Annotated in this window: 5 protein-coding genes; all 5 read right to left on the bottom strand. The window is 50.1% G+C overall.

From position 1 onward, the window contains the following. Nucleotides 1-19: 19 nt before the first annotated feature. The gene (locus ACO08I_RS04990) at nucleotides 20-778 is read right to left on the bottom strand and encodes a hypothetical protein (RefSeq protein WP_421948695.1); all 759 of its coding nucleotides are present in this window, start codon (nucleotides 776-778) and stop codon (nucleotides 20-22) included. A 160-nt stretch (nucleotides 779-938) separates the two neighbouring features. Then, the gene (locus ACO08I_RS04985) at nucleotides 939-1,964 is read right to left on the bottom strand and encodes a PP2C family protein-serine/threonine phosphatase (RefSeq protein ID WP_421948694.1); all 1,026 of its coding nucleotides are present in this window, start codon (nucleotides 1,962-1,964) and stop codon (nucleotides 939-941) included. Nucleotides 1,965-2,251: 287 nt separating this feature from the next. Further along, complete coding sequence (locus tag ACO08I_RS04980; protein ID WP_421948693.1) at nucleotides 2,252-2,827, bottom strand: hypothetical protein; 576 nt, start codon at nucleotides 2,825-2,827, stop codon at nucleotides 2,252-2,254. Between the two features lie 33 nt (nucleotides 2,828-2,860). Continuing rightward, nucleotides 2,861-3,496 (bottom strand): protein phosphatase 2C domain-containing protein, encoded by a 636-nt coding sequence (locus tag ACO08I_RS04975; RefSeq protein ID WP_421948692.1) that lies wholly within the window; start codon nucleotides 3,494-3,496, stop codon nucleotides 2,861-2,863. A 403-nt stretch (nucleotides 3,497-3,899) separates the two neighbouring features. Beyond that, nucleotides 3,900-12,794, bottom strand: coding sequence for a LamG-like jellyroll fold domain-containing protein (locus ACO08I_RS04970; RefSeq protein ID WP_421948691.1), 8,895 nt, complete (start codon nucleotides 12,792-12,794; stop codon nucleotides 3,900-3,902). Nucleotides 12,795-13,343 lie beyond the last annotated feature (549 nt).

Genomic DNA, 13,343 nt, shown 5'->3' with positions numbered 1-13,343 from the left:
TTTTGTTTGTATAAAAATATTATCGGATTAATGCTCCGTATAGCTGTTTATTAGCGTTCAGCGCATTCATTACTGCTTCACCATTTTTGGTGACTTTCAGGATAGAGAAGTTAGCATCCTGAATTTCATCGATTTCGCCCATGGCAATCACTTCTTTGCGTTCGTATTCTTTGCCACCAACGGACTCTACTACGAGCTTGTAAATTTCGTAGGTATCTTTTTCCTTAGCTCTTTGATTGTAGCCAATTGCAAAAAGTAGATTTTTTGCTTTTGACTTCATTTTTTTGTCTGTGCACCTCAGGATCTCATACCTCAATTCAAAGCAATCTGCATTTACTTTTTCGATGACTTTGTTGATGGCAGACTGCAGGTTTTTGGGTGTACCAAGGATGGTGTGTCCCAGTTTTACTTCCTGGTTTGATATGACCATCCCTTTTTCAATATCATACACTTTGACCGAAAGAAGCTTTTCCTTTTTGTCATAAATCGGGTAGTAGCAATACTCAAAGCCTTCCTGCTTGCCCTGATTAACGATATAGCCGTCAATGAATTCTTCAGATTTTTGGCGGTCCTGCTCGTCTTTAATGAGCTGTATGTTGGCTTTGTCGATGACGATGAAGCGGTCATCGCTTGCATAATGGGCAACGATCTGACTACTGACCTGTCCCAGGCCTGCTATAGAACCGGCGGTGGTCTGTACATTAAAAATAGCAATTCTATGCTGCCCGAACAGAGATAGGCTAAAGAAGAGCCCCAACGATAAAAAAGAGAGTCTCATATTAGTTAATGCCTTTGTAATTTAAAGCCTAAAATTATAACAATTGCAGCAAAATACTGCAATCTTAGCCTGAAACATTGCAAGTGGTTGCGAGGCATGTGCTTCGCTTTTTCGATTTTGGAACCTAATACAAAGGCAATTTTCTTTGTTGATGCAGAGCTTATGCTTTACTGGACCGCATCAAACTCATGAGCTTCTGGTACACTCCTCCGTTTTGGAAATTCACCCTGAACATTAGGGAAATCAAATTTCCGGTTTCTTCTCTTCCGAGGTCGATTCGCTTTGTTTCGCAAAGAGCAATCAGCTTGCTTGCCTTGTCAGCATCCTGTTCCTGTATCCCTTCTTCTATTCCGCGCAGTAACACTTTGGATAGCTCAAAATTGTTCATCTCCGGGATCGGCCCATTATTCAAAATGGTGGCGAGGATCTCTGAGTAATTATTACCTTCTTTTACTTTTCTTAGCGCAAGAATTGTCATATCATCATTTTGCAGATCCTTGTATTTTTGATAAACCTGCATCAGCCCCTGCTCCAGGCTAATGGCATTGAGGGCCTCCTTAATATCTTCTTCAAAGGTGGTGGACAACCCATGGAATCCATCGGTTGATAACACCATACCATCAATACCCTCCGTGTCTTTTGTTTCAATTCCGAAACTAACCTGTTGGCTACCCATGACATTGGTTATGCCTTCTGCGGTAACGGCTATGCCCGAAACAATCATGGGTTTACCATCTTTTTTCCGGAGGATAACGGATTTTACTTCATCGGTGCTGATTTGGCTCACCTTGTTATTCGAAAAGGCATAAATCCTTGAATCTCCAATGCTGGTGTAGTGCACTTTTTTCTTCCCGATGTCCCATACCACCCCGCAGAAAGTGGTTTTCATCCCCTCGCACCGGTCTGTGGTTAGCAAGACTTCCTGATTAGCGGCTTTCAGGGCTTGCAAAAAGCGCTCAGTGATATCCTCATTGGTATCCGCCTTAAAGGCTTCGATGAATTTTTGGCAACTGACCATTGAAGCTTTCCAGTCACAGGGGCTGCTCCCCACACCATCCGCCAGGGCCAAAACAGCCAGGTGCCCGTTTTCCAGAAGCTCAAACGTACAAAAATCACCGTTCCTGTTTTTCTCCGGGTCTTTATAGGACTGCTTCGAGAGTTCTACTTTCATTCTTTGGTATTTCATTTGGGGGGCGCAATTTACAGCTGCTCTGGCAGCTGTAAACGGCTTTGTAAGTTAAGAAGCCTGTGAAAAATAGGTTTTTGTGTGAAGTTTCAACTCTTCCCACCCCAGTCTTTCATAGCTGTTTTTATGAATGTAATTGAGGATTAAATAAATCGTTTCTCCTGCCCGGAAACTGTTTACGTAAAAATATTCCGGGGCCCCTGTGTCCTTTCTATCCCATTTCAGGATTCTTACATCAGAATTAGGGCTAGGCTCATAGAGGCTTAGGTTAAGTGGTTGATTTTCATCTATCTTTCTAATTTCCTCTTCTGAAAGGAAGAAAAATGGGTTGATCCCCTCCAACGCCTTCGTTGAAATGATATCACCAAAGTATTGCCACCAGTAAAAAAATGAAACAACGACTTGTGGTGGTCCTCTTGCCACTCGACATTAATGCCCTCCCGAAGCGCAAAAATGGTGAAAATCCATAATCGGTTTCCTGCCCACATCTCCGTCTCCAGCATTTTTACCTGGGCTTCAGACAATACATCCCCAAGTTGGCCCGGATGGTATGCCGGAACGTGAATCATTACCCTTCGTCCTACCAAATCCCGATCTGCATCAAAGGATTCATGGCCATAAAAGTCTGCAAAATACTGTATGCTTTTTTGAAAGATGGCTTGCTGCTCCGGATTGTATAGAACTACTTCTATCTCCGTCTCCAGCAATTCGGGGTTTTCGAGTATCTGGACTTCAATAAAGGTGAAATGCCACCCTCGCAGGGAATACCAAAATAAGTATTCCGGAACAGCAGAGGGCCGCTGAGTTTTGATGCCTTCGTCGTGAAGGTCCCGATCGTTTATACCATAAATATATTGTTGCATATCGCTGTGATTTAAGCTCCCGGCTGACCTCAATTAATCCTTCAGCAGCAGGAGTGTCATATCATCAAATTGGGTCAACTGGTTCAGGTACATGATTTCGTCAAATTTGCTCTCCCAGTTTTCGGAACCCAAAACGAGGGCAATTTCCTGTTTGTAGTTTTTCCGGTTCGTGGAGACCCCGTCAGACATTAGGGCAAAGCAGGTCCCTTCCTTTAAAGAGCCTCCGCTTTTCACCCTGGACGGCAGTAAGTCGGGCTGTATGCGGAATTCGCATTCCGGAGTCAGTTCTTCAATTGCGCCCTCTTCAAATTTAAGGATCAGGCTATCTCCAATCCCGAAGTAGAAATATTCCCGTGACTGCCGATCAATGATAACGGCCACCAGGGTAGTCAGCATACCCTCGCATTGACCTTTGGTCCAATATATCCTGGCGAAGGTCTTCCTCAGGCTCTGTGCGATACCCTCCCGCACGCCTAAATCTGCAAATTCATTCTTATAAAAATAGACCAGGTCCTCACAGGCCTGTTCCGATGCTTTCCAGTCGCAGGCGTTTCCACCTACGCCATCCGCCACACAGGCAATCTGTACCTGCTCGTCTTCGTAAAAGCCGAAGTGGTCTCCATTTTTAAGTTTCCCTTTTTTGGGGAGGCTTTTGGCGATGTATTTCATTGGTGTGGGTTTTCTCAGCACTTTGGCTTTGTTGAATGTTTATGCCTGCGGTTTATTGTCATAGTTATTACTAATCAGCATTGCTTCCTGGTTCAATGGTGGCAGTGAATATGGCTGTTTGGGTATTACAGCACACAGCTGGAAATTTCAATACCAACAATGCAGGATAGCGGATTAGTTCCTGAGCGTACTCTTTTTCAACAATCAGGGAGTGTTTATAGTCAGTTGGCGGGGTTAGAGTTCCTCTTTCGGAGCAGATCATTGCTCATCAGAAGCTCAATTAGGAGAGGATAGGGGGCGTTCTCCAGTGGTATTGCGGGGCAGGGGCTGACTTGACAGAAAATCCCGAACCCAGGCAATAGCCAGGATTCGGGATTAACTCAAATGGATATAAAGTTTAGCGCTACTGGCGTACCACTTTCAGTATCTCCCGGTAGCCATCGTCTGTTATGGTTTCAAGGAAGTACATCCCGGCGGGCAGGTTCCCGGTATCCCATAGCAGCTCCGTTTCACCGGTACGCAGGGTCTGCCGGGCTACGTGCTGGCCGAACTCATTGAACAAGGTAGCGGTACCCTCCGCAGGGAGAGGCCTGCTGAAGTGCAGGGTAAAGGCATCCTGCACCGGATTAGGCGATACGGTGGCTTTTGGCAATTCAGGAATTTCCGTTTCCCATATCAGGTTGTCAGGAGCCGAGAGGTTCGCATTGACCTGGCTGCGGTAACGGACCATGCCAAAGGATGCACTGGCATCCCCATTCGGATCGGTGGTAAATACTGCCAGCCCCATTTCCACGCAGTTGTCCATCGGCAGGTAGGCCTGATGGAACAGCTGCCAGTCGCCATTATCTGTATTGCGATAGAAGGCGCGGATGTAGTCTCCCTGACGTCTCAGTCTCAGCCAGTATGGGAATGAAGCATACAATAGGTCTGAGGACCGTACCCCATTTTCCTCAGTCCGGATTTCACGCCGTATCAAATTGGTGAGGTTGGAATAAATAGCAATCATCTTTGCGCCCGGGGCACTACTCTCCCGGATCATGAGCCCGGCGTAGCCGCCCTGAACGTTCTCGATGCGGGCCTGAATACCGCCGTTGCCGCACAGGGGTACGCTGGCAAAAGCCAGGTTGTCGCTGTCCTGTGGAATAAGGTTGTACCCTCCGGTGTTGATATTGAAGTCGCCAAGGTCCGGGTTATCACCGGTACAGGGGTCGTAGGTGTAGCTGCTGCCATCGCCCTGATCGCCGATATCATTGGCAGTCCACGGAAGGGGCAGGGCAGTACCGATTTCCACGGTTACTGTTGCCATGCACAAAGCGGAGTTGCCATTTACATCGGTAGCCGTCAGGGTCACCATGTTTTGGCCCAGATCCTCACAGTTGAAATGCATAGGGCTAAGCGTCAGGCTGGCGATACCGCAAGCGTCTGTAGAGTTGTTGTTCACCTCATCGGGAGCAATACTCGCACTTCCTCCCGCATCCAACTGAATGGTCCGGTTCTGGCATCGAGCCTCAGGGGCAATATTATCGATGACCGTGATGCTGAATTCGCAGGTTGCTGAGCCGCAATCGTTCGTACCTGTAATAACAACCTCTGTTGTGCCTACTTCAAAAGCGCTGCTACTTCCCGTTCCTTCACCATTCGCAATAGTCGCACCTGAGAACACATAATTGTAGCTTGGTTCTGGTATGCCATTTGCTATTGCATCGTAGCTCACCAAGGCTGAACAGGCATCCGGATCTACATTTACAGAAAGCTCGCCAGGGCATGCTGTAAAGTCAGATGTTGGTACGCAGGAGCAGGGCTCAGGCGCAGTTATGAGCGTAGCACTGGTGAAACTACAGTCTGATGAAAACTCGGCTGTCAGGATAACATCGTTGCCATCTGAAGGCAGTTGCACTCCTGTAAAAGTATAAGTAGTTGTACAGGTCAGATCGGCCTCCGTAGTCGCCAGAGTCGTATTCCCCAGCTTCAACGTCAGGGTGCCATCAGTTGGCGCATAAGCAAAGGTCACCGTTATGTCTGTGGTGAAGTAGTCATCGGTGTCATCGATTGTGCCGTTGTCGTCGCAGCCGCTGGTGTTGTCGAGGCTGATGTCGGTGATGTCGCAAGCTGGGCCACTGCCGCCACTGAGGCTGCCACAGCCGCCGCTCAGGGCAATAGATCCCGAGGATAATGCACAACCTTGCGGGTCAGTCCAGCCAGTCGTGCAGGGAAGGTTGTCAACGGAGCCGTTCGGGTTGGAGGACCATACTTGACCAACTCCGCCAATCAGCCATTCAGAAGATGCCCCGTCCCACATAATGAAGAAACCATTTGCGGACTCCCAAACCGGAGCGCCATTCGGCATGCCAATATAGGCGTAAGTGCCGTTTGGCCCAAAGCAGCCAAAACCGGAGACGGTGATGTCAGATGGGATAAACTCCCCACTGCATTCGGGGGCCGTACCGATTTCATCATCACTGTAACTGCACCCCTCAGAGAAGGTGGCTGTCAGGTCAATATCACCGCCATCGGCCAGCATCTCCACGCCGATGAAAGTGTATGATGTAGCATCGGTACCAGATACATTGACCACCTCACTACTGATGACGTTCGGACCATTGAGCGAGAGGGTGCCGCTGGCAGGTTTTTCGCTGTAGGTCACCGTCACATCGGCAGTGTAAGTATCGTCGGTGGTGCAGGTGGTGTTGTTGCATTCGGCATCACTGATGTTGTCGATGGTGATACCAATTTGACCATAAGTAAGTGTCACTTTATCGGTCAGGTATTCAATCGAAAAACCAGCGGGTAGATTGACCGTGGAGAAAGTGCCTGTGTTTGAGGCATGGGTGATGATATCGAAAGCATCGCCGCAGGCCGGTTCGAAGCCATCCACGAGCGTCACGTTGAGCGTACCGCCCAGTGTGGAACTGGTCGGGAGAGCAAGTACGTCGTACTCTGTATCTGGCATAGTCCCACCGATTTCGATATCGATAGCACCTGTCGTATTCAGCTGGTTGATGGTCAGTGTACCAGGGCTGTCACCCGGCTGGATGCTGCCCATGGCGTCGTTGTCCAATGTGCGTCCGGCACTGTTGTCCAATGTACCCGTACCCTTCAGGATGCCATTGTTGGAAAATTGACTGGAGGTTGGGTTACTTGCCGTCATGGTGCCATCGAGGACGAACGTGCCGGTAGCCGTATTGTTGAACACATAGTTAGACCCCGTAATATTGATGGTAGCCCCTGCGGGAACCAGCAGGCTGTCGTTGTTCTCGAAGAAGGAAACTGATGAGCAGATCATCGTGGCGTTTTGGTATATCAGGTTGTTGTTCCTGACGAAGGCTGCGTGCTTCTGCTCGATGGTTCCTTCGTTGGTGAGCGTCCCGTTGTTTTCCAAGCCCACATTGCCATATTCGATATTCAGGGTGCCGCCCACATCGTTGAGAAAATCCCCGTTTTGGGTCATTCCCTTTTGCAGGGTCATGGTGCCCCCATTGCTGAAAGTTCCACTGGCCTCATTGGTCACGGTAAGGCTTCCATTGAAAATGGAGGTGCCACTGTTGGTCACGGTACCCGAATTGGTAAAGTAAGCGTTTTGAAACTGGCCAAATTCAATTGTACCTGCTACTACGTTAAAAGTGCCGCTGTTATTGACCCCCATGTACCAGTAAAGGCTGTTGCCCGGCCAGTTGTGGGTAAACTCACCCTCATTGGTGAATACCCCGGAACTGAAGTAAATATCGGCCTGGTTGTCCATCACCCCGGTAGCGTAGTTCGTGATGTTGGCATAAGAGTCCAGCTTTTTCAGGTTGGTGATAGTCCCCGTATTGAACAGATTGGCAGCACCGCTCATGGTAAGGCCGTTGGAGCCACCGTTGATGGTTAAGTCGCCGTTATTGTACAAGTCCATGTTCGGGAAGGTCGCCGTGCCGTTGCCCGTGAGGGTAACCGTACCGTTATTTTCAAAACCACCCGTGCCATTGACAGAGGCATCGGACTTACTAAAAGTCACGGCTTTCTGGATGTCCAGCGAACCGCCCATGGCTACTACTACCGAATCCCCGATACTCGAAAAGCTCATGCCGGGATAAATTACGGCATCGCCCAAGTAGGTGAAATGGCGGTTGTTGCCACTTGTTTCGGGCTGGTTGTTGTCCTGCCAATTTTCGGGCACGTCCCAGTTGCCGGTTCCGGTGAACACGTAGCGGCTGCAGGGGAATGGCGTCGAAATCATGGTGGAGGCATCACAGGTGCTGGCCGAGAAGGAAGCGGTTATTTCCACCTCCGTCCCGGTAGTAGCCATTTGTACCCCGTAAAAAGTGTGCGAAGTTCCGCTCAATGTGGTTACATCCACCGATGCTGTACTCAGCAGCCTGGTGCCGCTCAGGTCCAAAGTACCCGATGCAGGGATGCTCGTGAAATTGACGGTGATGCTGCCCGTCGTATAATCATCCTCATTGACGTAGGTCAAATTGCCATTGCAGGAATCAAAACCGGCACTGGTGATACCCGTCACACCGGGCACGACCACGACTGATTTAGGCTCTTCTATCAACGTAACTAACGAACCTGTAAGTGCGGGTACTTCGGTCTCGTCAGTCGTGCCATTTCCAATCTGTCCATACTCATTGTAGCCCCAGCCGTACAGGTTGCCATTTGATTTTAATCCTAATGAACTATATGCCTCATAGCTCCCTGTGACCTCTATCCAATCCATGTCAGTCCCTGATTGTACAGGGACGTTGGTATCATCAGTAGTACCGTTGCCCAACAGGCCATATCCATTGTATCCCCAGCCCCAAAGCGTGCCATCTGTTTTTACGGCATTGGTACAATAATATCCTGTCGTCATGTCTGCCCAATCAGTGCCAGTACCTACCTGAACAGGTGTGTCGCTATCATCATAGGTACCGTTGCCCAATTCGCCTTCGCCATTATAGCCCCAGCACCAGGCAGTGCCATCAGTCTTGAGACCTACTGAGTGATAGACGCCCGCATCCACTTTTGCCCAATCGGTGGCAGTACCTGACTGTATGGGCACCAGGCTATTGTCGGTGTCACCAGTACCAAACTGTCCATAATCATTATCAGAGCCCCAGGCCCATAGCGTACCATCCGTTTTGATGGCCAGTGCATATTTGCCATAAGGATTGGTAGAAATGCTTGCCCAATCGGTGGCTGTGCCGACCTGAACGGGTGTATCGCTATCATCAGTGGTACCGTCGCCAAAAAGTCCATATCTATTATACCCCCAGGCCCAAAGTGTACCATCAGATTTCAGGGCAAAGCTCATATAATATCCTGCCTCCACTTGTACCCAGTCCGTGCCTGGGAATAATTGCAGCGGGTTGGGGTTGTAACATCCTGCGCTGCCCAGCTCCCCGTCATCATTATAGCCCCAGCCCCACAGTGTGCCGTCGGTTTTTACCCCTAAGCTATGACGGTGACCGGCCGAAACATTTGCCCAATCAGTGCTGGCGCCAGATTGTACGGGTACGGTGGTGTCATCATAAGTGCCGTTGCCCAGTCCCCCGTCATCATTATAGCCCCAGCCCCATAAGGTACCATCTGTTTTAACGCCTAAGGAATGGTAACTACCTGCGGACATTTTTGCCCAGATAGCTGACCCAAAAGTATAAGTGACCGTACCACCTGCCCCGGCCCCAGCGGGGTCAAAAGTGGCTGTGCCATCCCCGTTGTCGGTGATGCCGGGGCCGCTGAAAGTGCCTTCGGGCGCCCGGTTGCCTGTAAGCGTGACAGGGCTGTCATCTGCACAGTAGGTTGGGTCAAGTCCGGCAAAATCCACGCAAACTTCGACGGTCACATCAGCCGTGAAAACAGCAGATATTACTTTCGTGAAAGTATTTCTATTCATATCGGTACCATCGCCGAGCTGGAAATAGTTATTGGTCCCAGCGGCATAAAGGCTGCCATTGCTTCTGATGGCGAAGGCATTTCCATTCCCCCTCGAGACAAGGGCCCAATCGCTGATGGTGCCGATTTGTTTAGGGGTATTGATAGGGGCACCAGATGAACCATCACCAAGCTGCCCAGCCCAGTTCTGACCCCATGCCCAGAGTGTGCCGTCTGATTTAATGGCATGGCAAGAATAATCAGCGTCCATGGTGACCCAATCCGTATCGGTACCTACCTGTACCGGGGCGTTTTGGTTGGTGTTGTTCCCTATTCCAAGTTGTCCATCCGTGTTCAGTCCCCATGCCCACAGCGAGCCATTTGTTTTTAAGGCAAATGCCTCGAAATCGCCGGGCACCACCTTGGCCCAGTCCGTGGCTGAACCGACTTGTCCTGGGATATTGGTGTCGGTATTGTTGCCATTTCCTAATTGCCCTTGTTCATTACGCCCCCATGACCAAAGGGTACCATCCGTTTTTGTAGCGAGGGTAAAAAGTCCTCCTGCACCAGCGCTGGCCCAGTCATTGTCACTCCCAATTTGCACCGGCGCATCACGGTTGGTATTGGTGCCATCGCCCAATTGTCCAAAAACATTATATCCCCAAGCCCATAGTGTGCCGTCCGTTTTTAAGGCAACGGCATGAAACCTCCTTGCGCTGATACTGGCCCAGTCGGTGTCGCTCCCAATTTGCACGGGGATGTTGCTATCCATGAAAGAGCCTATTCCCAATTGGCCACGATTATTTCGTCCCCATGCCCACAGGGTGCCGTCTGTTTTAAGGGCTATGGTGAAATTATCACCAGTGGTTACTTTGGCCCAATCCGTATCCGTACCTATCTGAACAGGGATTTCACTACTCACAAAGCTGCCAATTCCGTATTGGCCATAGTCTTCATTATCACCCCAGGCCCAGAGCGTGCCGTCGGTTCTTAAGCCGATAGTATGGAACGAACCGGCGGAAACGCTTGCCCAGCCTCCAGTACCGATGGTAGTGGTCGCGTAACTGATGGTCCCCGTGCCAATGGCATTGCCGGGCGTGAAAGTAGCCGTGCCATTCCCATTATCGGTGATACCGGGACCGGAAAAACTGCCCAAAGCAGCGGGCAGGTTACCGCTTAGGATGACCGGAGCATCCAGGTCGCAATAGTTTTCGTCCAGCCCGGTAAAAGAAGGAGTAGGGAAGGCGCCGACCTCCATCGTTACGGCGTTGCTCGTCACCGTTGGCGGGCCGGCACAAGGGTTGTGGGTATTCATGTCGCAAGTGACCACATCGCCATCTTCCAAAGCGTCGGTAGTGAAGGTATTGCTGTTTGTGCCAACAGGGCCTCCGTTCACTTTCCATTGGTAAACGGGCGAGGTGCCACCGTTCGTCGGGGTGGCGGTAAAGGTTACGCTGGCACCTGCGGCCAGGCTGCCACTTGGGTCGGCAGCTATGGCGACCGAGGCCGTCAATGGGTCATTGCACACAACGACCTCCATCGTAATCACATTGCTGGTGGCCATGGTGGAGGTGAGACAAGGGTCGTTGCTGGTCAATTCGCAAGTCACCATATCGCCGTCTGCCAAAGCGGCATTGGCGTAGGTGTCGCTGTTCGTTCCTACGGGGTTGCCGTTCAATTTCCATTGATAGACAGGGGTGTCGCCCCCGTAGAGCGGTATCGCCGTGAACGTGGCATTGGTGCCTTGCTCGATGGCATCGCTGGGGTCAACGCTAATGGTGACCTCTGGCGGCCCATTAAATTGGATGATTTCAAAATTGGTGATGGGCTGGGCATCACAGCCTCCCCCCGGAGTGGGCAGCCATCCGGTGGTGGGAGGCAATGGCAAGGATGTGGAAGGATTGTAAAACCAATCTTCCAAAATCCACTGGTCGCCATCAAAGTAAATCTCGGTACCATCTTCAGAATGGGCCCAATAGGCTCCACCTTGATACATACCTTCATAAAGGTAGAGGCCACTAAAACCACTACAGGCGGTCGTGATTTGCACGCTGGTACATTCCGGTGTGATTACCTCCATCGTCACCGCATTACTCGTGGCCATCATCGGGTCGGCGCAAGCATCGCTGCTCGTCATTTCACAAGTCACCACATCGCCATTGGCCAAAGCGGCATCGGTGTAGGCGTCTTGGTCAGTGCCGACGTTCGTGCCGTTTACTTTCCATTGGTAGGCAGGGGTGCTTCCGCCGTTGGTCGGGGTGGCGGTGAAGGTGACGGAGGTGCCGGGGGTGATGTTGTTGCCGGGGTCGGCGGCGATTGAAATGGCAGGGACAGGAAGGATAAATTCGCTGCACATCCCACCTGATGCTACACCGCCCGGAGTTATCCAGTTGGAAGTAGCACCCGAAAGGTCAAAGTTGGTCAAAGTCCCCGTTTGACTATTTCCACTCGCATCCGCCAAAGTGATTTCTCCTGTATTGTCTGCTTCTGCCACTCCCTGATTAGACTGGTAATAGGCCAGCAGCCCTGTCTGGTTGGTGGGGTCAAAAAGCTCGCAGGTGTAGTTGTTCTGGATTTCGCACTCAGAGAGGGCACGGTTCCAGATACGGACTTCGTCAATGGAGCCGTCGAAGTAGTTGTCATAAGAAAAGGCAGGCGAGAAAAAAATTGGCTTACCTATCAGGATAGGGTTACTCGTAGTGTTTGGCACTACCTGGGCAACAATGCTATAGAATAAGGCGCCGTCAAAGTAAAAACGTACTGTATTATTATCTTCAGGATCGAAGGTAAGTGCTACATGGTGCCAATTTCCGTTGTTAACTGTTGTAAAGGTAGTGTTAGCAGAGCCACCGCCAACGATGAAAGACAATCGTCCATTTCCCTGAACAAAAAAACCGAACCTGGTACCATTGGGACTTGCGACTCCGTAATCTAAAATAGTTCCTCCTGCCGTGCTTGTGGTCTTAACCCAAGCCTCCACGGTTCGGGCACTGTTTCCGGATGGGCCGTTGAGGGTGGTGACCACATGGTCGTCCACGCCATCAAAATGCAGCGCTGCGCCGGGGATGCTCGCAGCGCTCACTTCCATCATAATTCCATCGTTCACCGCGAGGGTCGGGTCGGCGCAAGGGTCGTTACTCGTCACTTCACAAGTCACCACATCATCATCGGCCAAAGTCGTGCTGGTGCAGGTGGCCACATGGTCGTCCACGCCATCGAAATGGAGGGCGCCTCCCGAAACGCCTGTTGTGGATTCGTTATTCAAATACAGATTGTCGGTGGCTGTAGAAAAATCAGGGATAGAGGACTTCGCATACACCGATAAGGTCAGAAAAAGACTAAAAAGTAGGAATAACTGCGTGAGCCCTCCCCGACTACGGGTAGAAGGAGCGTTTGTTGGGCTACTTTCCTTTCGTAAAGCGGACCATAGAGTATAGGGGTTAGGTAGAAGTCTTTTTTTCATAGTGTAGATTAGATTTGTTATTACATTTTGCAATTCAAAACAAGCTGTAGTCTTTTCTTTAGGCTGCGAAAACCTCAAACTGGTCCTGCTATATTGAAAGCAGTAAAAAGACCGGGGTAGCAGCGATAAAGAGCGTAAGCCTCTTAGGAATCAAGACAAGTAAAGGGTTCCGTCTTTTAGGTCGTGCGTATTTATATCGGGGTAAAGTTCACCTTTTGTACATGTGTTTCTTACAAAGCGAACCGGACAAAAACAGGACAAAATGACTTTTATCTTATTTGTCAAAAGTTGTTTTCAGCGGGAGACCATCACCTGAGGCTCAAATTGAACACCCTTTCTGCTGTATTTGATAAATAGCTGTAAATGAAGGGGTAAGAGAGGAAGGTTGATAAAAGGGCAGGCGAAGGCACCCGGACAGCACCCGGACAGTAATGGTAAATGAGGAGCCCTGCTATACCCGGTCCAAAGGTATAGGGTGGACTGTGCTTTTTGAGCAGGGCAAAAATTACAGCGGCCCATGGCAACGCCATGGGCCGCTTGAGTTAAGTT

This window comes from Phaeodactylibacter xiamenensis (assembly GCF_965229835.1).
GTDB lineage: Bacteria > Bacteroidota > Bacteroidia > Chitinophagales > Saprospiraceae > Phaeodactylibacter > Phaeodactylibacter xiamenensis.
The sequence above is the reverse complement of the archived record's forward strand: the minus strand, read 5'-3'. Positions and strand labels throughout refer to the sequence as shown.